This window comes from Kitasatospora sp. NPDC057500, assembly GCF_042802195.1.
Classification (GTDB): Bacteria; Actinomycetota; Actinomycetes; order Streptomycetales; family Streptomycetaceae; genus Kitasatospora.
Map to the genome: position 1 here is coordinate 33777 of NZ_JBHVER010000008.1, position 21488 is coordinate 55264.

21 protein-coding genes are annotated in these 21488 nt (G+C 75.6%); 10 read left to right on the top strand and 11 right to left on the bottom strand.

Annotated elements, in window-relative coordinates:
- Window positions 1-27: 27 nt before the first annotated feature.
- Both ACFU74_RS03250 and ACFU74_RS03255 read right to left on the bottom strand, forming a co-directional pair.
- Window positions 28-783: a response regulator gene (locus ACFU74_RS03250; protein WP_380750944.1), complete on the bottom strand. Its 756-nt coding sequence runs from the start codon at window positions 781-783 to the stop codon at window positions 28-30.
- Window positions 780-2471 (bottom strand): ATP-binding protein, encoded by a 1692-nt coding sequence (locus ACFU74_RS03255; protein WP_380750947.1) that lies wholly within the window; start codon window positions 2469-2471, stop codon window positions 780-782. The genes ACFU74_RS03250 and ACFU74_RS03255 overlap by 4 nt, the downstream gene beginning before the upstream one ends.
- 291 nt (window positions 2472-2762) lie before the next feature.
- Here ACFU74_RS03255 and ACFU74_RS03260 point away from each other — a divergent pair, with 291 nt between their 5' ends.
- Complete coding sequence (locus ACFU74_RS03260) at window positions 2763-4199, top strand: cation:dicarboxylate symporter family transporter (RefSeq protein WP_380750950.1); 1437 nt, start codon at window positions 2763-2765, stop codon at window positions 4197-4199.
- 139 nt (window positions 4200-4338) lie between these two features.
- On the opposite strand, the gene ACFU74_RS03265 is transcribed toward ACFU74_RS03260, so the two are convergent.
- The 4 genes from ACFU74_RS03265 to ACFU74_RS03280 form a co-directional block, all read right to left on the bottom strand.
- Window positions 4339-5340: a hypothetical protein gene (locus ACFU74_RS03265; protein ID WP_380750953.1), complete on the bottom strand. Its 1002-nt coding sequence runs from the start codon at window positions 5338-5340 to the stop codon at window positions 4339-4341.
- A gap of 42 nt (window positions 5341-5382) precedes the next feature.
- On the bottom strand, window positions 5383-5994 hold the full coding sequence (locus tag ACFU74_RS03270) for an RNA polymerase sigma factor (protein WP_380750956.1): 612 nt from the start codon (window positions 5992-5994) through the stop codon (window positions 5383-5385).
- Window positions 5995-6260: 266 nt separating this feature from the next.
- Entirely contained in the window at window positions 6261-7778 is a 1518-nt protein-coding gene (locus ACFU74_RS03275) for a cytochrome P450 (protein WP_380750959.1), read from the bottom strand.
- A gap of 133 nt (window positions 7779-7911) precedes the next feature.
- Window positions 7912-8979, bottom strand: coding sequence for an RNA ligase (ATP) (locus ACFU74_RS03280; RefSeq protein ID WP_380750962.1), 1068 nt, complete (start codon window positions 8977-8979; stop codon window positions 7912-7914).
- A 244-nt stretch (window positions 8980-9223) separates the two neighbouring features.
- On the opposite strand from ACFU74_RS03280, the gene modA reads away from it, so the two are divergent.
- From modA to ACFU74_RS03295, 3 genes are all read left to right on the top strand, one after another.
- On the top strand, window positions 9224-10027 hold the full coding sequence (gene modA / locus ACFU74_RS03285; protein WP_380750965.1) for a molybdate ABC transporter substrate-binding protein: 804 nt from the start codon (window positions 9224-9226) through the stop codon (window positions 10025-10027).
- Complete coding sequence (locus ACFU74_RS03290) at window positions 10027-10857, top strand: ABC transporter permease (protein ID WP_380751084.1); 831 nt, start codon at window positions 10027-10029, stop codon at window positions 10855-10857. The genes modA and ACFU74_RS03290 overlap by 1 nt, the downstream gene beginning before the upstream one ends.
- An 88-nt stretch (window positions 10858-10945) precedes the next feature.
- Entirely contained in the window at window positions 10946-12025 is a 1080-nt protein-coding gene (locus tag ACFU74_RS03295) for an ABC transporter ATP-binding protein (protein WP_380750968.1), read from the top strand.
- A gap of 26 nt (window positions 12026-12051) precedes the next feature.
- On the opposite strand, the gene ACFU74_RS03300 is transcribed toward ACFU74_RS03295, so the two are convergent.
- Together ACFU74_RS03300 and ACFU74_RS03305 are read right to left on the bottom strand one after the other, a co-directional pair.
- Entirely contained in the window at window positions 12052-12714 is a 663-nt protein-coding gene (locus ACFU74_RS03300; RefSeq protein WP_380751087.1) for a response regulator, read from the bottom strand.
- Complete coding sequence (locus ACFU74_RS03305; RefSeq protein ID WP_380750971.1) at window positions 12714-14030, bottom strand: sensor histidine kinase; 1317 nt, start codon at window positions 14028-14030, stop codon at window positions 12714-12716. Before ACFU74_RS03305 ends, ACFU74_RS03300 begins: the two co-directional genes overlap by 1 nt.
- A 143-nt stretch (window positions 14031-14173) precedes the next feature.
- Between ACFU74_RS03305 and ACFU74_RS03310 the strand changes: the two genes are divergently transcribed.
- From ACFU74_RS03310 to ACFU74_RS03320, 3 genes are all read left to right on the top strand, one after another.
- Window positions 14174-15082 (top strand): ATP-binding cassette domain-containing protein, encoded by a 909-nt coding sequence (locus ACFU74_RS03310; RefSeq protein ID WP_380750974.1) that lies wholly within the window; start codon window positions 14174-14176, stop codon window positions 15080-15082.
- Window positions 15079-15852: a hypothetical protein gene (locus tag ACFU74_RS03315; protein WP_380750977.1), complete on the top strand. Its 774-nt coding sequence runs from the start codon at window positions 15079-15081 to the stop codon at window positions 15850-15852. Before ACFU74_RS03310 ends, ACFU74_RS03315 begins: the two co-directional genes overlap by 4 nt.
- A gap of 90 nt (window positions 15853-15942) precedes the next feature.
- Entirely contained in the window at window positions 15943-16344 is a 402-nt protein-coding gene (locus tag ACFU74_RS03320) for a hypothetical protein (RefSeq protein ID WP_380750980.1), read from the top strand.
- 100 nt (window positions 16345-16444) lie between these two features.
- Here ACFU74_RS03320 and ACFU74_RS03325 read toward each other — a convergent pair whose 3' ends face one another.
- Together ACFU74_RS03325 and ACFU74_RS03330 are read right to left on the bottom strand one after the other, a co-directional pair.
- A complete protein-coding gene (locus ACFU74_RS03325) occupies window positions 16445-17194 on the bottom strand; it encodes an aminoacyl-tRNA hydrolase (RefSeq protein WP_380750983.1) in 750 nt (249 codons plus the stop codon).
- Between the two features lie 44 nt (window positions 17195-17238).
- Window positions 17239-18171, bottom strand: coding sequence for a hypothetical protein (locus ACFU74_RS03330; RefSeq protein ID WP_344330407.1), 933 nt, complete (start codon window positions 18169-18171; stop codon window positions 17239-17241).
- A 147-nt stretch (window positions 18172-18318) separates the two neighbouring features.
- Here ACFU74_RS03330 and ACFU74_RS03335 point away from each other — a divergent pair, with 147 nt between their 5' ends.
- Together ACFU74_RS03335 and ACFU74_RS03340 are read left to right on the top strand one after the other, a co-directional pair.
- Window positions 18319-18693 carry a YbjQ family protein gene (locus ACFU74_RS03335; protein WP_344330409.1) on the top strand — a complete coding sequence of 125 codons (375 nt, stop codon included), beginning with the start codon at window positions 18319-18321 and terminating at the stop codon, window positions 18691-18693.
- 210 nt (window positions 18694-18903) lie between these two features.
- Window positions 18904-19989 (top strand): NAD(P)-binding domain-containing protein, encoded by a 1086-nt coding sequence (locus tag ACFU74_RS03340; protein ID WP_380751090.1) that lies wholly within the window; start codon window positions 18904-18906, stop codon window positions 19987-19989.
- A gap of 40 nt (window positions 19990-20029) precedes the next feature.
- Here the strand turns inward: ACFU74_RS03340 and ACFU74_RS03345 are convergent, their stop codons facing one another.
- Entirely contained in the window at window positions 20030-20404 is a 375-nt protein-coding gene (locus ACFU74_RS03345) for a winged helix-turn-helix transcriptional regulator (RefSeq protein ID WP_380750987.1), read from the bottom strand.
- A 76-nt stretch (window positions 20405-20480) separates the two neighbouring features.
- Between ACFU74_RS03345 and ACFU74_RS03350 the strand changes: the two genes are divergently transcribed.
- Window positions 20481-21473 carry an NAD(P)H-binding protein gene (locus ACFU74_RS03350; protein WP_380750990.1) on the top strand — a complete coding sequence of 331 codons (993 nt, stop codon included), beginning with the start codon at window positions 20481-20483 and terminating at the stop codon, window positions 21471-21473.
- Window positions 21474-21488: the final 15 nt, after the last annotated feature.

The window sequence follows — 21488 nt, forward strand, 5'->3', positions numbered from 1 at the left end:
CTGCCGCAGGGTCAACAACCGTGGTGATCAACGGAATTCCCCCGGCCCGCCGGTGTCGGCGCCCGCACCCCCGGTGCGGGCGGCCCCGCCCGTCCAGCGGTAGCACAGCTCCGGGCGGCCGACCGTGCCGTACCGGGGCTCGCGGACGGCGAGGCCGGAGTCGACCAGGTGCTCCAGGTAGCGGCGGGCGGTGATCCGCGAGACCCCGGCCGCCGTGCCCGCCGCGGCGGCGGACAGGCCGGTACGGGCCGTGCGCAGCACGCCGGCGACGGCGTCCAGCGTCGGCGCGCTCAATCCCTTGGGCAGGGCGGTGCGTTCGGGCGCGCGGAGCAGCGCGAGCGCCTGGTCGACCTCGTCCTGCCCGGTGGCCGGACCGGTTCGGGCGAGGGTGTCCCGGTAGCGGGCGTAGCGCTCCAGGCGGTCGTGCAGCGCGGCGGCGGCGAACGGCTTCAGCAGGTACTGGACGACGCCCGCCGAGACGGCCTGGCGGACCATCGCGAGGTCGCGGGCGGAGGTGACGGCGATGACGTCGGTGGTGTGCCCGGCGGCGCGCAGCGTGCCGCAGAGCTGGAGGCCGTGGCCGTCGGGCAGGTAGAGGTCGAGCAGCAGCAGGTCGACGGGCCGCCCCGCGGCGCGCTCGCGCTCCAGGAAGCGCAGCGCCTGCGCGCAGCCGTGCACGGTGCCGGCGGTGCGGAATCCCGGTTCGCGGTCGACGTAGCGGGCGTGGGCGTCGGCGGCCACCGGGTCGTCCTCGACGACCAGGACGGAGATGCCGGGGCTCACGGGGCCACCGCCACATGTCCACCGCGCCCGCGCTCCCCCGTACCGGTGCACGCCGGCCGGTCGAGCGGCAGGCGCACGGTGAGGACGGCGCCGCGCTCGCGGCCGACCTCGACGGCGCCCCCGTTGCGCCGGGCGGCCTGTGCGACGAGCGCGAGCCCGAGACCGCGCCCGTGCCCCTGCCCGTCCCCCTGCCCGTCCCCCTGGCCCTTGGTGCTCCAGCCGCGCCGGAACACGTCCTCCACCGCCCCCGGGGCGATGCCGGCGCCGGTGTCGGCGACGCGCAGCAGCAGGTGTCCGCCGTCGATCCGGGCGGTGACGGTGACCTCCGGCGGCTCGGGGTTCGCAGCCGCGCCGACGATGGCGGCGTCCACGGCGTTGTCGATCAGGTTGCCGAGGACGGTGATCAGGTCGCGCGCGCTCAGGTGCGGCGGCAGCACCCCGTCGTCGATGGAGCTGTCCGGGGTGAGCGTCAACTCCACGCCCCGCTCGGCCGCCTGGGCGGCCTTGCCGAGCAGCAGGGCGGCCAGCACGGGCTCGCCGACGGCGGCCACCACCCGGTCGGTGAGCTGCTGGGCGAGGGCGAGTTCGGCGGTGGCGAACTCCACCGCCTCGCGGTGGCGGCCGAGTTCGATCAGCGAGACGACGGCGTGCAGCCGGTTGGCGGCCTCGTGCGCCTGTGCGCCGAGCGCCTCGGTGAAGCCCCGAACCGAGTCCAGCTCCCCGCTCAGCGACTGGAGTTCGGTGTGGTCGCGGAGGGTGAGGACGCGGCCGAGCCCGGTACCGATGGTGGACGTGTTGAGCACCACCACGCGCTCGGCGGTCAGGTGCACCTCGTCCCGGACCGGCTCGGCCCCCGAGACGGCGGCCACCAGCGCCGCCGGCAGCCCCAGTCCGGCGACCGGTCGCCCCTCCACCGCCCCCTCCAGACCGAGGAGTTCACGCGCGGCGTCGTTGCAGAGCACCACCCGGTGGTCGCGGTCGAGCAGCACCAGCCCCTCCCGGACGGCGTGCAGGGTCGCCTGGTGGTACTCGTAGAGGTGGCTGAGTTCGGCCGGCCCCATGCCGTGGGTGTGCCGCCGCAGCCGGGAGTTGGCGAGGTAGGTGCCGGCCCCGCCGAGGGCCAGCGCGCCCGCCGCGACGCCGACCAGGGCGAGCAGCGGGCCACGCAGCCGTTCGGAGATGGACTGCACCGTGATGCCCGCGCTGACCAGGGCGACCACCCGGTGCCGCTCGTCCAGCACCGGGGCGACCACCCGCACCGACGGGCCGAGGGTGCCGGTGTACGTCTCGCTGCGGGTCCGGCCGGCGAGCGCCCAGTCGATGTGGCCGAGGAAGGTCTTCCCGATCTGCTCGGGCAGCGGGTGGGTCCAGCGGACGCCGTCGGTGTCCATCACGGTGACGAAGGAGACCCCGGTGTCGACCCGCACCCGCTCGGCGTACGGCTGGAGCACGGCCGTCGGGTCGGGCCCGCCGACGGCGGCGAGCACGTCCGGGGAGTCGGCGACGGCGTGGGCGACGGCGGTGACCTGGCGGCGGGCGGCGTCCTCGGCGCGCTCGGCGGTGAACAGGTACGCGAGCACCGCCCCGCCGGCCACCACGGCGGCGACGATGACCACTTGGACGACGAAGAGCTGTCCGGCCAGGCTGCGCACCGGCCGGCGCGGCGGGGTGGGGGTACGCGCGGACATGCCTGTCAGTGTGCACCACGACCGCGGCGGCCCGGTGCGCCCGCGGCGGCCCGGCTCCCCCGGCACCCGCGGTGTCCCGGCACCCCCGGCCCCCGCGGTGTCGCGGCTCCCCCGGCGTCCCGGCACCGCGGTGTCCCGGTGCCCGCGTGAACTCTATGAACGCAAGCGTGACCCGCGTCACGCCGGCCCGCATAGTCGGAGCGGCCCACCACCCGGGGCCGTCAGGACAGCACGGCCGCGCACCCCCACGCAGGCGCGCCGTGCGGGCACAGCACGGCGAAGGAGCCGCAGATGTCGATCACCGGAGCAGCAGCGGGAAAGGCCGCCGGAGCGAAGGACCGCACCCACTACCTCTACCTCGCCGTGATCGCGGCGGTCGTCGCCGGCGTCGTGGTGGGCCTGGCCGCGCCGGGATTCGCAGTGGAGCTGAAGCCGGTCGGCACGGGCTTCGTCAACCTCATCAAGATGATGATCAGCCCGGTCATCTTCTGCACCATCGTGCTCGGCATCGGCTCGGTGACCAAGGCCGCCAAGGTCGGCCGGGTCGGCGGCCTGGCACTCGGCTACTTCCTCACCATGTCGACCGTCGCGCTCGGCATCGGCCTGCTGGTCGGCAACCTGCTGGAACCCGGCGGCGGCCTCCACCTGACCGCCGCGCTCGCCAAGTCCGGCCACGCCCAGGCGGCCGCGGGCGGCGCCCAGTCCACCACCGACTTCCTGCTCGGCATGATCCCGACCTCCCTGCCCTCCGCGCTCACCGAGGGCAAGGTGCTGCAGACCCTGCTGGTCGCCCTCCTGGTCGGCTTCGCCCTCCAGGCGATGGGCCCGGCCGGCGCGCCCGTGCTGCGCGGTGTCGAGCACGTCCAGCGGCTGGTCTTCCGGGTGATGGCGATGATCATGTGGGTGGCGCCGGTCGGCGCGTTCGGAGCGATGGCGGCGGTGGTCGGCGCCACCGGCACCGCCGCGCTGAAGAGCCTCGCCGTCATCATGGTCGGCTTCTACCTGACCTGCGCGCTGTTCGTGGTCGTGGTGCTCGGCGCGCTGCTGCGCCTGGTCGCGGGCGTCAACGTCCTCACCCTGCTGCGCTACCTGGGACGCGAGTTCCTGCTGATCCTCTCCACCTCCTCCTCGGAGAGCGCGCTGCCCCGGCTGATCGCCAAGATGGAGCACCTGGGCGTCAGCCGCCCGGTGGTCGGCATCACCGTCCCGACCGGCTACAGCTTCAACCTCGACGGGACCGCGATCTACCTCACCATGGCCTCGATCTTCATCTCGGAGGCGCTGGACAAGCCGATGTCGGTGGGCGAGCAGCTGTCGCTGCTGGTCTTCATGGTGATCGCCAGCAAGGGCGCGGCCGGGGTCACCGGCGCCGGGCTGGCCACCCTGGCGGGCGGACTGCAGTCGCACAAGCCCGCGCTGGTGGACGGGGTCGGGCTGATCGTCGGCATCGACCGGTTCATGTCCGAGGCCCGGGCACTGACCAACTTCGCGGGCAACGCCGTCGCCACCGTGCTGATCGGGCAGTGGACCGGGGAGTTCGACCGTGAGCGGGCCCGGCAGGTGCTGACGGGAGCGGTGCCGTTCGACGAGCGGACACTGCTGGACGCCGACGGCCGGACCGACGGCCGGACCGACGCACCGGCCCCCGCCGCCGGGGCCGGCAACGAGGCCGGGTCCGTGCCCGGCTCCGCCGCCGCCCCGGGACCGGTTCCGGCGACCGCCGCCTGAGCCGCCCTACCGCCCTGCCGCGCTGCCGCCCCACCCCCTGACTCCCCCGGTCCGGCGCCCCGCCCAACCCCCCGGAAAAGGCGCCGGACCGGGGGTTCCGCCTTCCCCGCGCCCGTCAGCACCTGCCGGGCCCGCCCCCTCAGACCTCCTCGGACCCGCTGACCGCCCAGCTCAGGCCGGTCGCCGGGTCCTCCAGCGCGAGGTGCAGGTGCCGCAGCCGGTCCGCCGGGTCCTCCCAGGTGAAGCACCGCATCCGCGCGACCAGCGCCTCCACCTCCGCCCGGTCCGCCCGGTCCGGCCATCCCGGCCGCCCGGCCCCGGTCATCGCCGCCAGCACCCGCCACAGCGCCAGCCGCCCGTGCGCCGCGCCGTGCGCCCGGTCCGCGACGCCCGCCTGCACCAGCGCCGGCCAGGCGAGCGCGAACGGCAGGTACCCGCCGGTGACCACCCGCCCGGGCGCGAGCTGCGCGGCGGCGTGCGGCGCCGACCCCCGCACGCAGACCGCCCGCGCCCACCCGGCCAGCTCGGCGAGCGCCCGGGTGGCGGGCTGCCCGGGCAGCCGGGCGCCGGGTTCGGGCAGGTCCACCGGGGCCAGGCCCTCGCGGCTGGCCGGCAGCGTCAGCAGCGCGCTGCGCGAGCCGCCGTCGCGCAGGTACTCCCGCACCGGCGCGCCCTCGCCACGGCCCGCCGCCTCCCACCGCTCCAGCAGCAGCGGGACGCCCTCGCCGTCCGGCTCGGCGTCCCGGGAGAGGTCCTCGCCGAGCAGCACCCGGGTCTGCGCGACCAGCCGCCGCACCGGGGGCGGGCCGAGCAGCGGGGCGAGCCGCCGCCAGCAGTGGCGGGTCGCCAGTACCTCCCAGAGCGGCCCGGCGTCGTGGTCGGCGACACCGGCGGCCGTGCCGGGGCCGCCGTCCGGGTCGAACAGCCGGGCAGCGACCTCGGGCGGCGCGGCGTACGCGATCAGGTGGCCGAGCGGGGCAGCCTCGACGGCGCCCCGTGCAGGGCGGAGCCGCGCAGGGCCGCCCCGCGTCGGGCCGAACGCGACGGACGCGGCCCGCGCCTGCCGGTAGGCGCCCAGCAGTTCGATCCAACGACCCTCGTCCGCCAGGGAGCGGAGCCGATGCTCCTCGTACGTGATCACGGTTCAGCGTACGGGCCGGACCCGGCGCGTCCTGACGATCCGTCAGTCCGGCGCGTCGGAGCCGTTCCCGCGCCCCTCGACCGTCCCGCGCCCCTCGGCAGTCTCGCGCTCCCGTTCGAGGACGGTCCGCAACCGCTCCAGCGCCCGCCGCCGGGTGAGGGCCAGGGTGGAGCGGTGCACGCCGAGCAGGGCCGCGGCCTCCTCCAGCCCGTACCCGTCGAGGTCGACCAGCAGGACGGCGCGCGCCTGCTTGGCCGTCAGACAGCCCAGCAGCCGCACCACCTCCCAGTGCGCCTGCAACTCGGCCTGCCCGCCCGCCTCCCCGCCGCCGAGCGCCTCGACGTCCTCCAGCGCCTCGAACGGCACCAGCCGGCGGCGGTCACGGCGCCACTCGTCGCGCACGACGTTGACCATCGCGGTGAACGCGTAGGCATAGGGCCGCGGATGGCCGAGGAAGCGGGCGGGCCGCCGGGCGATGCGCAGATACACCTCGTGGACGACGTCCCCCGCGCCGAACGGGCTTCCGAGCAGGCGCGCGGCAGCGCGGTGCAGCCTGGGCAGCAGTTCCGTGAACAGCCGGTCGAACTCCGCCGATTCGCCGCCGGAACAGCGGTCCGGACCCCGTTCGCCCCGACAACCCGGCGCGCTCGCCATGCCGCCCCCTCGGAACTCGGCACCCCGCAGCCCGGTCGGCGGCCACCGACCGGAACCCCCGCGACGCGTCTCCCGCCACGGTTCGCGGTCCTCCTGCCCGCTGCGGATCCCGGTGATGCGTACCGCCCCGCCGTCCTGCCCCGCCCGCACCACCACACGCGCGCCCGCACGAACGCACTGGCGAGCGCCCGCACTGGCGAACGCCCTGACGCCCTGACGCCCTGACGCCCTGACGCACGTTCGACCGAGTCGGCGCTCGGCCGTGTCTACGCTCGGCCCCGCGGCGTCAGACGGACCCGCATCGGGCTGCGCACCTGGAGCGTGATGCCCTGGCCGAGCCGCACCCCTCGGTCGATCGCCTCCAGGTCGAACTCCCGCAGCAGCGCGCCCAGCGCCAGCACCGACTCCAGCATCGAGAAGTGCTGCCCGATGCAGGCCCGCGGCCCGCCCCCGAACGGGTACCAGGCGTACCGGTGGCGCCCCTTCTCCCGCTCGGGCAGGAAGCGGTCGGGGTCGAAGCGGTCGGGCTCCTCCCAGTGGTCGGGGTGCCGGTGGGTCACCCAGGGCGCCAGGATCACCTGGGCTCCGGCCGGGATGACGTGTCCGTCGACCACCGACTCCTCCACCGAGCGGCGCCCCATCTGCGAGGCTGCCGGGTAGAGCCGCATGGCCTCCTTCAGCACCCGGGTCAGGTACGGCAGCGCCTCCAGGTCGGCGGCCACGGGCTCGCGCCCGGCCAGCACCGCGTCCGCCTCCTCGCGCGCCAGGCGGCGCTGCTCGGGGTGCTTGGCCAGCAGGAACAACGCGAAGGCGAGCGAGGTCGCCGTGGTCTCGTGGCCGGCGAGCAGGAAGATCAGCACCTGGTCGCGCAGCTCGTCCGGGTCCAGTCGCTCGCCGTCCTCGCCGCGGGCCCGGGTCAGCAGCTCCAGCAGGTCCTCCGTGCCGCCCGTACCGGCCGGGCCGTCGGCGCCGGACGCTCCGTGGGAACCGTCCGGCCCGTTCGGCCCGCCCGGCCCGTCCACCGCGGGCACCCCGCCGGAGCGCTCCGCCCGCCGGGCCCGCTCGGCGATGATCCGGTCGCACACCGCGTAGAGGTCACGGCGCGCCCCGGCACCGCGCCGGTTGGACGGCGTCGGCCAGGAGCGGGGCACCGGGACCGGCGCGAACCCGCGTTCGAGGACGAACTCCCCTATCACCGGGAAGCTGCGGTGCACCACCTCCACCGCCTCCTCCACGTCCGCCCCGAACAGGATCCGGGACACCGTGCGCAGCGCGAAGCGCGACATCTCCCCGCCCAGGTCGACCACGCCGTCGGGCGCCGCCCGCCACCGTTCGGCCAGCGCCCGGCACTCCACGCCGACCGCCTGCGCGTAGCCGTCCACCCTGCGGCGGGTGAACAGCGGCTGGATCAGCCGGCGCTGGCGCTGGTAGTCGCCGTCGAGGCTGGTCAGCAGGCCGTTGCCGAGGCTGACCCGCAGTTCGTCGTAGAAGCTGTTGTCCTTGCGGAAGTTGGCGGCCTGGCTGCCGAGCACCTGGTGCGCGCCCTCCGGGGAGAACACGGCGTAGAACTCGGCGCGCAGCCCGGGCGGGCCGGCCACGAACCGGACGACGTCGCCGTAGTCGCGGCGGGCGTCGAGGTACGTCCGCAGCGGGCGCCGCGTCAGGTCGAACAGCGAGCCCACCAGGGGGAGTCCGGGCGGGCCCGGTATCCGTTTCGCGGCGTCCGCGCCGGAGCCGGCGCGTGAGGCCGCAGCGACGGTCCCGGCGGCGATGGTGTGTGCCATGTCCCCTCCTCGGTCGTACCCCTCGTACCACCACCAACGTAACTGAGTGGTAATCAGAGCAGAAGGAGCGCACTGGTCGGCCCGGCGGTCGCCGTACGGCGCGCGCCGGGCCTTTCACGCCCCCCTGTCCGTCCTACTCGTACTCCGTGCCGCCCTTGCGGGTGAGGTAGGCGTCCCCGACCGCCTTGGCTATGGCGCGACCGCCCACCACCGGGCTGTAGCGCTCGGTCACCGGCCGGACCACCACACCCTCGCGCACGTGCAGCCCGCGCCCGGAGACCGTCTCGCGGCCCTGCGCGAGCTCCAGCACGGTGTCCGGCGCGAACGGCCCCCGCCACAGCTCGGGCACCAGCGGCAGCTCCCCGTCCAGCAGTTCGGCGGCTGGCAGCCAGCTCAGCCGCCCGTCGACGACCGCCGACACGTCGAACACCGCGTAGCCGGGCACCTCGCCGCGGCCGGTCCCGCCGTAGGTGAGGTCCTGCACGCCCGCGCCGTAGACCTCGCCGAAGACGCCGACCCGCGCGGCGCCGAGCCGCTCGGCCAGCCGCTCGGCGACCCGGGCGACGCCGTGCGCCCGCACCGCCCGCCAGTACAGGTTGCGGCCGTCCTCGGCGAGCGCCAGCCCCCGCGCGGCGAGGCCCTTGGAGGAGACCCGCACCTCGCCCGTGGCGGCGTCGTAGGTGAGCAGGCAGCAGCTGCCGTGCAGCTTCTCGGTCACCACGACGGGCTCGCCGGGCGCGAAGACGTCCGGGAAGCGCTTGAGGTTCTCGACGTCCACCCAGGGCAGCAGGTCCGGGGCCGCGACCACGTCGCCGCTCATCGAGGTGGGCACCGGCGGCTGCCACTTGGTGATGCCGAGCAGCGCGGCGAAGTCCTCGCCGCGTCCGGCCGCGGCCTCCAGGTCGGTGCCGGCCAGTGCGGCGGGCCGGCAGACGATGCCCTGGGACAGCTCGCCGCGCAGCCGCACCGCCTTGACCCGGTCGGCGCCGCTCCCGGCGAGCCGCCCGGTCAGGCCCAGCTCCGCGATCAGCGGGGCCGGCAGCACGGCCTGCTCCGGGATGTAGACGGCCCAGTCGCCGGTGCGGTAGGCGCCCTTGGCGACCACCGCGCGATAGAGGCCGACCTGTGCGAGTTCCAGCGCGTCGGCGTTCGGGTGTTCCAGGACGGTCAACCGCTCGGCGGTGACCCGCAGTGTGGACATGGGTGTGCTCCTTCCCCGGCTCGGCCGGTCGGTCCGTGGACTGACGGCGCCACTCTCCCGCCCCGGCGCGTCCGCGCGCGAACGGTTTTCCGGGTCCGCAAGCCCCCTGCACGCCCCCTCGCCCCTGCGATGGTAGAGACGATTATCTGACCGCAAATGCGGCACTATGATCGCCATGGAGGCCGCAGCTGCGGCCGTGGAACCGCGCCCTTCCGAAGGCGCGCCCAGGAGGGGAAGCGAAGGAATGACCATCCGCAGACTCACCGCCGCCGGCGCCGCGGCCCTCGTCCTCGCCCTCGGCGCCACCGCCTGCGCAAGCAGCGGCGGCCCGGACGGCCGCAACGGCGGGGCCGGCGCCGACGCCTCGAAGGCGTCCGGCCCGGTCACCGTGTTCGCGGCCGCCTCGCTCAAGGAGACCTTCACCGACCTCGGCAGGAAGTTCGAGGCCGCCAACCCCGGCACCAAGGTCACCTTCAACTTCGGCGGCAGCTCCGCCCTCGCCACCAGCATCAACTCCGGCGCCCCCGCCGACGTCTTCGCCGCCGCCAGCCCCGCCACCATGAAGACCGTCACCGACGCGGGCGGCGCCTCGGGCGAGCCGAAGACCTTCGTGCGCAACACGCTGGCCATCGCCGTCCCCAAGGGCAACCCCAAGCACATCACCGGCCTCGCCGCCCTGGCCGCCCCCGGCGTGAAGGTCGCGCTCTGCGCCAAGGAGGTGCCCTGCGGCGCCTCCGCGCTGACCGCCCTCAAGGCCGCGAACGTCGACCTCACCCCGGTCACCCTGGAGCAGGACGTCAAGGGCGCGCTGACCAAGGTCGAACTGGGCGAGGTCGACGCCTCCCTCGTGTACCGCACCGATGTGCGGGCCGGTGCCGGGAAGATCGACGGCGTGGACTTCCCCGAGGCCGCCGAGGCCGTGAACGACTACCCCATCGCCGCGCTGGCCAAGGCGCCCAACAAGGGCGCTGCCGCCGCCTTCGTCGCCTACGTGCAGTCGCCGGAGGCGCAGCAGGTGCTGACCGCGGCGGGCTTCCAGGCCCCGTGATCCGCCGCGCGCTCCCCCGCATCCACCCGCGCCCGCACGGCCGGCGCCGGGCGCACCGGGTGCCGGTCGCCCTGCTGCTCCCGGCCATGCTCGGCCTGGCGTTCCTCGTCCTCCCGCTGGTCGGGCTGCTGGTCCGGGCACCGTGGAGCACGCTGTCGGACCAGCTCACCAGCCCGCAGGTGTGGGAGGCGCTGCGCCTGTCGCTGGTCTGCGCGACGGCGGCCACGGGCGTGTCGCTGGTGCTGGGCGTGCCGCTGGCCTGGCTGCTGGCCCGGACCGAACTGCCGGGCCGCCGGCTGGCCCGGGCCCTGGTGACGCTGCCGCTGGTGCTGCCGCCGGTGGTCGGCGGCGTGGCGCTGCTGCTGGTGCTCGGCCGGCGCGGCATCGTCGGCTCCTGGCTGGACTCCGCCTTCGGCGTGACCCTGCCGTTCACCACCACGGGTGTGGTGATCGCCGAGGCGTTCGTCGCGATGCCGTTCCTGGTGATCAGCGTGGAGGGCGCGCTGCGCGCCGCCGACCCGCGCTACGAGGAGGCCGCCGCGACACTGGGCGCCTCCCGGCTGACCGTCTTCCGCCGGGTGACGCTGCCGCTGATCGCCCCGGGCATCGGGGCCGGCGCGGTGCTGGCCTGGGCCCGGGCGCTCGGCGAGTTCGGCGCGACGATCACCTTCGCGGGCAACTTCCCCGGCCGCACCCAGACCATGCCGCTCGCCGTCTACCTGGCGATGGAGTCGGACCCGGAGGCGGCGATCGCGCTGTCGCTGGTGCTGCTGGTGGTCTCGATCGCGGTCCTGGCCGGGCTGCGCGAGCGCTGGATGTCCGCACCGTGACGCTCGCCGCTTCCGGGTCCGGGTCCGTCCCCGTACCCGCCCTCGCCCTCGTTCCCGTCCCCGTCCCCGTCCCCGGAGGCTCCCGCCGATGACCGCCCCGATCGCTCGGCCCGCCCCCGGACTGGACGCCCGGCTGCGGGTCGAGCGCGCCGCGTTCACCCTGGACCTCGCGCTCACCGCCGCCCCCGGCGAGGTGGTCGCCCTGCTGGGCCCGAACGGCGCCGGCAAGTCCACCGCCCTGCGCGCGCTGGCCGGCCTGCTCCCGCTCGGCGCCGGCCACCTGCGGCTGGACGGCCGTGTCCTGGAGGATCCGGCCCGACGGCTGCACACCCCCGCCGAGGAGCGCCCGGTCGGCGTGGTCTTCCAGGACTACCTGCTGTTCCCCCACCTGAGCGCGCTGGACAACGTGGCGTTCGGCCCGCGCTGCCGGGGCCGCTCCAAGCGCGAGGCGCGCGCCGAGGCGGCCGGCTGGCTGGAGCGGATGGGCCTGGCCGAGCACGCGGACACCCGGCCGGGCCGGCTCTCCGGCGGCCAGGCACAGCGCGTGGCGCTGGCCCGGGCGCTGGCCGTACGGCCGCGACTGCTCCTCCTGGACGAGCCGCTGGCCGCCCTGGACGCCCGCACCAGGCTCGACGTCCGGGCCCGACTTCGGCGCCACCTCGCCGAGTTCGAGGCGGTCGCGGTGCTGGTGACGCACGACCCGCTGGACGCGATGGTACTGGCCGACCGGCTGGTGGTGATCGAGGACGGGCACGAGGTGCAGTCCGGCGTCCCGGCGGAGATCGCACGCCGGCCGCGCACCGACTACATCGCCCGGCTGGTCGGCCTCAACCTCTACCGGGGCACGGCGGACGGGCACCGGGTGACCCTGCCGCAGGGCGCGGTGCTGACGACGGACGAGGAGCTGGCCGGGCCCGCGTTCGTCGCGTTCCCGCCGTCCGCGGTGACCCTGCACCGGGCCCGGCCGGAGGGGAGCGCGCGCAACGTCTGGGAGCTGACGGTGGCCGGCCTGGACCTGCACGGCGACCACGTGCGGGCCGACCTCGCGGGCGCCGTGCCGATGGCCGCCGACCTGACGCCGGCGGCGGCCGCGGAACTCGGGCTCGCACCCGGCGCGGCGGTCTGGGCCGCCGTCAAGGCCGCTCAGACGCACGCCTATCCGGCCTGAGATCGCGCCCCGGTGGGCTCCTTCCGCTAGTCGGACGGCGCGACGAACCCCGACTCGTAGGCGAGGATCACGGCCTGGGTGCGGTCGCGCGCCCCGAGCTTCGCCAGCACGCTGCTGACGTGCGTCTTCACCGTCTGCACGCCGAGGAAGAGCTGTTCGGCGATCTCGCCGTTGGTCAGTCCGCGCGCCACCTGCCGCAGCACCTCGGCCTCGCGCTCCGTCAGGGCGGCCCGCGCCATCGCCGCGCGCGCGGACGCGTTGCCCCGGCCGGCCGCGAGCCGGCGGATCTGGGCGGGGAAGAGCAGCGACTCGCCGGCCGCGACCAGCCGTACCGCCTGGGCGATCTCGGCGGGCCGGGTGCGCTTGAGCAGGAAGCCGTCGGCCCCGGCGCGCAGCGCCTGGTAGACGTAGTCGTCGATCTCGAAGGTGGTGACGACGACGATCTTCGGCGGGCGGCCACCGGGCGCGGCGCCGTCGCGCACCAGTTCACGGGTGGCGGCGAGGCCGTCCGTACCGGGCATCCGGACGTCCATCAGCACCACGTGCGGGCGCAGCCGGCGGGCCAGCGCGACCGCCTCCGCGCCGTCGGACGCCTCCCCGACCACCCGCAGGTCGCCCTGCGCCTCCAGCACCGCCCGCAGGCCGGCCCGGACGAGTTCCTCGTCGTCGGCCAGCAGAATGTCGATCATCACGCGCCCAAGCGTAGGGGTACCCGAACGGCCAGCACCCACTCGCCGGACTCGGCGCCCGCGCTGGCCTCGCCGCCGAGCAGCACGGCCCGCTCGCGGATTCCGCGAAGTCCCTTGCCGCCCCGGCGCGGTGGCGCGTGGTGCGGTGTGCTGCGGGGCAGCGTGCTGCGGTGCGGTGCGCCCCGGTGCGGGGGCAGGGGGTTGGCGCAGCGCAGCTCCAGTCGGCCGTCGCGGACGGCGACGCGGACGCTGATCGGCTCGCCGGGCGCGTACTTGAGGGCGTTGGTGACGCCCTCCTGGACGATCCGGTAGCCCTCGCGGGAGAGCACGCCGGGGAGGCCGGCGGGCGGCACGTCGACCCGGGCCTCGACGGGGCTTCCGGCGGCGCGGGCGGTCTCGAAGAGGGCGGGGAGCCGGTCGATGCCGGGCCGTTCGCGGACGTCCTCCCCGGGCGGCCCGCCCCGGGCGCCCGCGCCGACGGGGGCGCCCGGGTCGAGGGCCGGGTCGCCCTGGTCGCCCGGGTCGCCCGGGTCTCGGAGCAGGGCGAGGGTGCGTTCGAGGTCGTCCATCGCCTGCCGGCCGGTCTCCTCGATGACTTCGAGCGCCTTGGCCGAGAACACCGGGTCGCCGACCTCGCGGGCCGCGCCCGCCTGAAGGACCGTCACCGTCAGGGCGTGGCCGATCGAATCGTGCAGCTCGCGCGCCAACAGGTTGCGCTCCAGCAGCCGTTCGGCGCGCAGCTCGGCCGCGGCCAGCCGATCCGCCGGCGACGGCCCCAGAAGTCTCACCGCCATGGCGAGTTGGAGCCGCCCGGCCCACACGACGAGCCAGCCGAGCCCGAACAGCAGCAGCGGCGACAGCAGCAGCCCCCAGTGCGGCACGCCCCCGCCTGGCACCCGCACGCCGAACACCTCCGGTTCCGGCCGCACGGCCAGGTCGTAGGCGGTGGCGGGCCCGAGGACCGAGGCGGCGCCGACCACCCCGCCGAGGACGAACCGCCCGATCAGCCAGCCCGCCGTCCGCCGCCGGTCGGCCCAACTGCGGGCCGGCTCAACGGCGATGTCCTGCTCGCGGTCGGGTACGAGCAGCAGCCGGGCCTGCACGCCCTCCGCCCGGCGCATCGCGGGCATCAGCGCGAACAGCGCCAGCAGCGCGAGGTCCAGCGGCAGCGCCCGCGCCAGCACCTCGTCGAGGCTCCGCCCCTCGACACCCGGATAGATCATCAGCACCACCCCGGCGAAGATCCAGCCGATCAGCAGGTGCAGCCAGCGCGCGTAGGTGGCGGCGCTCAGCAGGGGCGCGAATATTCGGGGCACCGCGCCATCCTGCCAGGTCAGCGCCGTGCGCGGCCTCCCTCTCGGGAGGGAGGGCACTCCCCTCCCCGGCGGGATCCGCCGGACCGCCCGGATCGGTTCCCATGGATGACGTCACCGGAGAACGGGAGAGAGGGAGGACGGCCGTGATCAAGGTGGAGGGCCTCACCAAGGAGTACGGCGGGGTGCGGGTGGTGGACGGTCTCGGGTTCGAGGTCCGCCCCGGGGTGGTGACCGGCTTCCTCGGGCCCAACGGCGCGGGGAAGAGCACCACGATGCGGCTGGTCCTCGGACTCGACCGCCCGACCGCCGGCCGGGCACTGATCGACGGCCGTCCGTACGCCGAACTGGACGTCCCGCTGCGGCGGGTCGGCGCGCTGCTCGACGCGCACGCCCTGCACGGCGGCCGCACGGCGCGCGGGCACCTGCGCTGGCTGGCCGCGAGCAACGGCTTGCCGGAGCGCCGGGTCGGCGAGGTGCTCGACCAGGTCGGGCTGGCCGACGCGGCCGGCCGGCGGATCCGCGGCTTCTCGCTCGGCATGCTCCAGCGCCTGGGCGTGGCCGCCGCGCTGCTCGGCGACCCGCCGGTGCTGATGCTCGACGAGCCGGTGAACGGCCTCGACCCGGAGGGCATCCGCTGGATCCGCGCGCTGCTGCGCGACCTGGCCGCCGAGGGGCGTGCGGTGCTGGTCTCCTCGCACCTGATGACGGAGATGGCGCTGACCGCCGACCACCTGGTGGTGATCGGCCGGGGCCGACTGCTCGCGGACGCGGCGACCCAGGACTTCATCGACCGCCACGGCCGGAGCAGCGTCCGGGTGCGGGCCGTCGATCCGGACAAGTTGGCTTCGCTGATGGGCCGTTCGGGCCTGGAGGCGCAGCGTGTGGACGACGGTGCCTGGGAGGTCACCGGCGCGGCGCCCGAGGAACTCGCCGCCCTGGCGGCCGCGGAGGGGGTGGTGCTGTACGAGATCGCCGTCCGGCAGGACTCCCTGGAGGAGGCGTTCCTGCGGATGACCGCCGACAGCGTCGAGTACCGGGCGGTGGCCGCGTGAGCGCCGCGACCGCCACCACCGCCACGAGCGCCTCCATCACCCGGAACGTGCTGCGCGCAGAGCGGATCAAGCTCACCACGCTGCGCTCGCTCTGGACCACCCCGCTCGTCGCCCTGCTGCTCACCGTCGGGTTCGGCACCGCCGTCGCCGCCGTGGTCGGCACGAAGGACGACAGTCTCACCGCCGACCCCGGCCTCGGTATCCACTACGGACTCAACTTCGGCCAGGCGGCGCTGGTCTGCTTCGCCGTCCTGCTGCTCGGGCAGGAGTTCAACACCCACATGATCGGTGTCTCGCTCACCGCCGTCCCGCACCGCGGCCGGCTCTACGGCGCGAAGCTCGCCCTCGGCGCGGCCGTCGCCCTCGGCGTCGGCGTGCTCGGCACCGCCGGTTCGTTCATCGGCTACGCCGCGTTCGTGCCGGACGTCTGGGACGCGCCCGCGCTGGCGCGCAGCGCGACGGCGGGGGTCCTGTACCCGGTGCTGCTGGTGGTGTTCTGCCTCGGCCTGACCGCCGTGCTGCGCAATCTGACGGCGGCCATGGGCCTGCTGCTGCCGGGCGTCTTCCTGCTCTCCCCGCTGCTGTCCGGCGTGCCGGGCGTGCGCCGCGCCGTGCAGTTCCTCCCGGACCGGGCGGGCCAGTACGCCCTGCGGTACGCCGACGACCCGCAGGTGGCCTACGGGCACTGGACCGGGCTGCTGATCACGGCCCTGTGGGCGGCGGTGGCCGCGTACGGGGGCCTGTGCAGCCTGCGCCGCCACGCGGCCTGACGCACCGCCGCCCGCCATGTGCAACCCGCGAGTTGCACATGGCGGGCGGAACATGCGACCCTCGGGCAACGGATCGAGGAGGTTCACGGCATGGTCGCCGACAGCATCGAGCGTGAGATCACCATCGCGGCGCCGCGCGAGCGGGTCTGGGAGGTGCTCACCCGGGCGGAGTCCCTGAGCACCTGGTTCGGCGCGGGCACCCCCGCCCGGATCGAGCAGTCGGACCCGCCCACCGTCCTCGCCCTCCGTCGACCGCCGGGCGCCGCCGGCGAGGAGGCGACCGGGGGCGGCTCCACCCTGGTCACCGTCACCCTGACCACCGAGCCGGGCGACCACACCCGCCTGCGCGTGGCGGAGAGCGGCTTCGCCTCCCCCACCTCCCCCCGGGAGGCCGCCCGGTCGCGCTTCGAGCAGAACCGCACCGACTGGACCCGCAGGCTCACCGAGTTCGCCTGCCACACGGAGCGCCTCATCCTCACGCCCCGCCGGTGACGGCTGACAGATGACAACTGACAGATTTCAGATGACAGATAACAGATTTCAGAATCTGTTATCTGTCAGTTGTCATCTGTCAGCCGTCCGCCGTCGGACGTCAGCCGCGCAGCGCCGGGTGGTCCGCGACCACCGTGCAGCTGCCCGGGGCGATCTCGGTGAAGCCCGCGTCCTGCACCAGCGGAAGGCCGCTCGCCACCAGGTCCGCCCACGCCTGCGGCGTCGCGGTGCGGACGGCGAGCGCGTAGCCGCTCGCCGCCCACTCCTTGCGGTGCGCCCGGTCGAGGCGGCGCCAGGCGAGCTGGGCGGCGTGGCCGGTCTGCGCCATCGTCTTGCCGGCGCTCATCTCCAGCTCCGGGTTGAGCCAGAGCACCGGCACGCCGGGCGCCGGGGCGCCGACGGGACCGCTCTCCTCCAGGTCGGTGCCCGACACCTGGAGCTTGGCGAGCTCCTTCGGCCAGCCGTCCAGCGGGACCGGCGGGAAGACCCGCACCTCGGCCTCCCGGCCGGGCACCGTGATGCCGGGCAGCTCCCCGGCCCGGCGCCACTCCCCGCCGCGCGCCCGCCGGACCACCTTGCGGATCCGCGCGTCCTCCCAGGCCGCGACGAGCCCGGCCCACTCCCCCTCGGCCTCGACGACCCGCGGGTCGTCCAGCAGCGTGAGCACCGCCCGCGCCGAGGTCTCCAGCGCGTCGGTCCGCCCGGGCGGCGTCGCGCGCTCCAGCCGGACCACCAGCGGCAGCACGTACTGCGGCCGGGCGTCGCGGTCCTCGGGCGTCGGTCCGGGTTCGAGGTCGGGGACGGAGTCGGGGACGGAGGCGGGAGCCGGGGCGTCGAAGGGAGAAGTCACCCGACCAGCATGCCAGCCGCCGCTCCACCCCTCCGCTCCACCTCTCAGCGGCGGTAGCCGCGCTGCGGGTCCCGCTCCTCCGCATCGTCGTAGGTGAGGAACCAGCCCTCCGGGTGGGTGGCCGTCAGCAGCAGTTCGGCGCGCTGCTCCGCGGTCAGCTCCGGATCGCCGTCGTCCGGCCCGTAGACGCCGAACAGCTCGTCGTGGCAGCCGTCCCAGTCGTAGTCGTACAGGTCCGCGGGCAGGTCGCCCATCATGTCGGCGACCGACTCGGGCTGCGCGCCGAGCAGCGCCCGGGCGTCGACCAGCGCCATCCGCAGCGCGATCTCCTCCGCCAGGCAGCGCGGCAGCGGCCACTCGCCGAGCGCGAGGTCGTCGGCGAGGTCGTCGAAGGTGCGGGCCATGGCCCGGCGCCAGCCCCGGTGCAGCCGCCAGGTGCGCTGCGGCAGCCGTCCGAACACCGTCCAGTCGGCCTCCTCGCCGTCGGCGACCGGCTCGTCCTCGTGCTCGTCGAGGTCGTCGTAGGCGGCATCGGCCAGCCCGAGCAGCTGGGCGTGCAGCAGGCAGGCGGTGCGCGGGGTGAGCGTCCAGTCGCCGGCCGCGCCGCCGCCCTCCTCCTCGTCGCCGTCCAGCGGGAACAGCTCGGCGAAGTCGGGCGCGAAGTCCTCGGTGACGCTGATCTCCAGCGTGCCGCCGATCGCCTCGACCCCCGGGATCGCCGCCACCAGCCGGTCCGGGTGGAGCAGCGCGCCGAGCGCCGCGTTGGCGTCCTCGGCCACCTCGCGCAGCAGCTCACGGCGCTGCCCGGCCGGATCGATGCCCTCGAAGTCCAGTTCCTCCACGGCCGCGATGGCCGCGGCGCGCAGTGCCGGCCAGTTCGTGATCCGCAGGCCCAGGACCACCGTCGCCTCGATCTCCTGCGCGCCGGAGTCCTCCGCCGCGCCCGGCCCCTGTGGATGATCGCTTCGCTCGCCCATGGGCCTACGGTACGGCTTTTCGGCCCGCCGATCACCGGTCTGTACCGGCTACCCTACGCGTTCTCGCCGTTACCGCCCCGCGCGTTCCCGCGCACGCCCCGCGCGTCCCTGTTCGACGACGTCCGAATTCCCGGCAGGATGGGCCGTATGACGAACATCGACGAGTACGGCGGCGGGCAGCGCCCGGACGCCCAGGTCCTGGTAGTGACCACCAACGACATCCCCGGCTACCGGGTCGACCACGTGATCGGCGAGGTCTTCGGCCTGACCGTGCGCAGCCGGCACATCGGCAGCCAGATCGGCGCCTCGCTGAAGTCGCTGGTCGGCGGCGAGCTGCGCGGTCTGACGAAGACGCTGGTGGAGAGCCGCAACGAGGCGATGGAGCGGCTGGTCGAGCAGACCAAGGCGCGCGGCGGGAACGCGGTGCTGATGTTCCGGTTCGACGTCGCGGCGGCGGCCGACGTGGGCACCGAGGTCTGCGCCTACGGCACGGCGGTGGTGATCTCCCCGGCCACGGCCTGACCCCGGTCCGGACGGACGGGCCGTGACGGCGGGAACGCGCGTTCGCGCAGCCGGGAACACGGCCCGTCCGGCGGATGTTTCACGGCTGTGACTGTTTACGGTGCAACCACTCACGGGGCCGCTCACGGCGCGGCCACCGACCGCGCGGCCACCGACGGCGCGGCCACCGACGGCGCCGTCCCGTCGGATGCGGGACGGCGGGTCGACGTCCTGGTGATCGGCGCGGGCCAGGCGGGCCTGTCCGCCGCCTACCACCTGCGCCGACGCGGCTTCGCACCGCACCGCGCGGACACCGACGGCGGGTTCGTCGTCCTCGACGCCGACCGCGCCCCCGGCGGCGCCTGGGCGCACCGCTCGCCGTCCCTGCGGATGGCCACCGTGCACGGCTTCCACGACCTGCCCGACGTCGAGCTCCCCGAGCCCGACCCGGACGCGCCCGCGCGCGAGGTCGTCCCGGGGTACTTCGCGGCGTACGAGGCCCAGCACGCGCTCCCCGTCGTACGCCCCGTCACGGTGCTGGCGGTGCGCTCCGAGTCCGCCCGGCCGGACGCCCGGCTGCTGGTCGGGACCGACTCCGGCACCTGGTCCGCCCGGGCACTGATCAACGCCACCGGGACCTGGACCCGCCCCTTCCTGCCCCACTACCCGGGCCGCTTCGGCGGGCGCCAGCTGCACTACGCCGCCTACCGGGGCCCGGAGGAGTTCGCCGGCCGGCGGGTGCTGGTGGTCGGCGGCGGGGCGTCCGCGATCCAGGTGCTGTCGGAGGTCGCGGCGGTCGGCGAGACCGTCTGGGTCACCCGCACCCCGCCCGTCTACCACGAGGGGCCGTTCACCCCCGAGTACGGCCGCGCGGTGGTCGCCAAGGTCGAGGAGCGGGTCCGCCGGGGGCTGCCGGTGCGCAGCGTGGTGAGCGTGACCGGGCTCGGCCCGTCGGTCGCCTACCGCCGCGCCGAGGAGCTGGGCGCGCTGCACCGCCGCCCGATGTTCGACCGCCTCACCGAGCGCGGGGTCGCCTGGGGCGACGAGGAGCTGGAGGTCGACGCGATCGTCTGGGCCACCGGGTTCCGCCCCGAGGTCGGTCACCTCGCCCCGCTCGGCCTGCGCTCCCCCGGCGGCGGGATCGCCCTCACCGGCACCCGCGCCACCGCCGACCCGCGCGTCCACCTGGTCGGCTACGGGCCGTCCGCCAGCACCGTCGGCGCCAACCGGGCCGGGCGCGCGGCGGTCAACGAGATCGTCCGGCTGCTCGGCGACCCGGCCCCCACGGGGGCCGCGGCACCCCTGGTGACCGGCTGACCGGCTGACAGCTGACGGGCGCGGCGGTGCCGGCCGGCGCTCACCGCGCCCGCGGGCCGCCGTGCCGCGCATCGGCCCAGACGCCCAGCTCCGCCACCGCCGCGTGCAGCGACCTCCCGACGTCGGTCAGCGCGTACTCGACCCGGTACGGGGGCTCGGTGCGGGCGGTGCGCCTCACATACCCCTCGGCCTCCAGGGTGCGCAGCACACGCGTCAGCACCCGGCGGCTCAGGTCCGCGACGGCCCGGTCCAACTCGTTGTATCCGTAAGGGCGTTCAGCGAGCAGGCAGATCAGCACAACGCTCCAGCGGTCCCCGATCCGGTGCAGCACCGCCGTCGCCGGGCACCGCGCGCGGTCCTCGGCGGTGACCGGTGCCGCGGCGCCGGCCTGCGGGTCGTCCGCGCCAGTGGACATGGATGTTCCTTCTTTCGACGAACCGGCGGCCGCACCCATGATCTCCGCAGGACGCCGAAACAGTCGAGGAGTTCACATGCTCGCAGTAACCGGAACGACCGGCCGCTTCGGCCTGCTGGCGCTCACCGCGGTACTCGCCCTGACCGAAGGCCGGGCCGACGTGGTCGCCCTCACCCGCGATCCGGCCCGGGCCGGCGCGGACCCGGACCGCCCCGACGTGCCCGTCCGGCAGGCCGACTTCGCCCGCCCCGACACCCTTCCGTCGGCGCTGGCCGGGGTCAGGCGGCTGCTGCTGGTCAGCACCGAGCGCTCGCCCCGACGCCTGCGACTGCACGAGGCGGCCGTGGAAGCGGCGGTCGCCGCCGGGGTGGAGCACGTCGTCTACACCTCGGTGGTCCGCGCGGCCGACCCGGGCAACCCGGTTCCCGAGGCCGCCGACCACCGGCGCACCGAGCTGCTGCTCGCCGGATCCGGCCTCCCGCACACCGTCCTGCGATTCAACGTCTGGCCGCAGATGCTGCTGCTGACCGGACTGGCCCGGCTCGCGGTCGCACACGGCGAGCTGCCCAGCAGCGCAGCCGACGGCCGGGTGGGCTACATCACCCGGGAGGACACCGCCTGGGCCGCCGCCCGCGTCCTCACCGAAGCCGCCCCCGCCGGGGCCGGCAGCGTCGCGGCCCGCGGCGGAACGGCCCTCGACGGAACGGGCGCCGGCGGAACGGGCGCCGGCGGAACGGGCGCCGGCGGAGCGGATGGCACCCGCACGGTCCTCGACGTGACCGGCCCGGGCCTGACCGACGCCGACGTCGCCGCCGCGCTCGCCGAGGCCACCGGACGGCCGGTACGGCACCGCCCGGTGGCCGACGCGGACGTCCACGGCGCACTGACCGCCCTCGGCGTGCCCGCGCCGCTGGCGGCGGGCTGGGGCGAGAACGACGCGTTCCGGCGCCGGGGCTGGTTCGACGTCCCCGACGACGGCACCACGCGGCGGCTGCTCGGGCGCGCACCGGTCACGCTCACCGGGTTCTTCGCCGCCCACCGCGCCGAACTGCTGGCGCAATCGCCGTGACGCGCCCGGCCGGGG

Excerpts from the sequence above, each read along its gene's own strand:
- ACFU74_RS03255 (WP_380750947.1), bottom strand. The coding sequence starts at position 2,471 with ATGTCCGCGCGTACCCCCACCCCGCCGCGCCGGCCGGTGCGCAGCCTG.
- ACFU74_RS03260 (WP_380750950.1), top strand. The coding sequence starts at position 2,763 with ATGTCGATCACCGGAGCAGCAGCGGGAAAGGCCGCCGGAGCGAAGGAC.
- ACFU74_RS03270 (WP_380750956.1), bottom strand. The coding sequence starts at position 5,994 with ATGGCGAGCGCGCCGGGTTGTCGGGGCGAACGGGGTCCGGACCGCTGT.
- ACFU74_RS03275 (WP_380750959.1), bottom strand. The coding sequence starts at position 7,778 with ATGGCACACACCATCGCCGCCGGGACCGTCGCTGCGGCCTCACGCGCC.
- ACFU74_RS03280 (WP_380750962.1), bottom strand. The coding sequence starts at position 8,979 with ATGTCCACACTGCGGGTCACCGCCGAGCGGTTGACCGTCCTGGAACAC.
- modA (WP_380750965.1), top strand. The coding sequence starts at position 9,224 with ATGACCATCCGCAGACTCACCGCCGCCGGCGCCGCGGCCCTCGTCCTC.
- ACFU74_RS03295 (WP_380750968.1), top strand. The coding sequence starts at position 10,946 with ATGACCGCCCCGATCGCTCGGCCCGCCCCCGGACTGGACGCCCGGCTG.
- ACFU74_RS03300 (WP_380751087.1), bottom strand. The coding sequence starts at position 12,714 with ATGATCGACATTCTGCTGGCCGACGACGAGGAACTCGTCCGGGCCGGC.
- ACFU74_RS03320 (WP_380750980.1), top strand. The coding sequence starts at position 15,943 with ATGGTCGCCGACAGCATCGAGCGTGAGATCACCATCGCGGCGCCGCGC.
- ACFU74_RS03330 (WP_344330407.1), bottom strand. The coding sequence starts at position 18,171 with ATGGGCGAGCGAAGCGATCATCCACAGGGGCCGGGCGCGGCGGAGGAC.
- ACFU74_RS03335 (WP_344330409.1), top strand. The coding sequence starts at position 18,319 with ATGACGAACATCGACGAGTACGGCGGCGGGCAGCGCCCGGACGCCCAG.
- ACFU74_RS03345 (WP_380750987.1), bottom strand. The coding sequence starts at position 20,404 with ATGTCCACTGGCGCGGACGACCCGCAGGCCGGCGCCGCGGCACCGGTC.
- ACFU74_RS03350 (WP_380750990.1), top strand. The coding sequence starts at position 20,481 with ATGCTCGCAGTAACCGGAACGACCGGCCGCTTCGGCCTGCTGGCGCTC.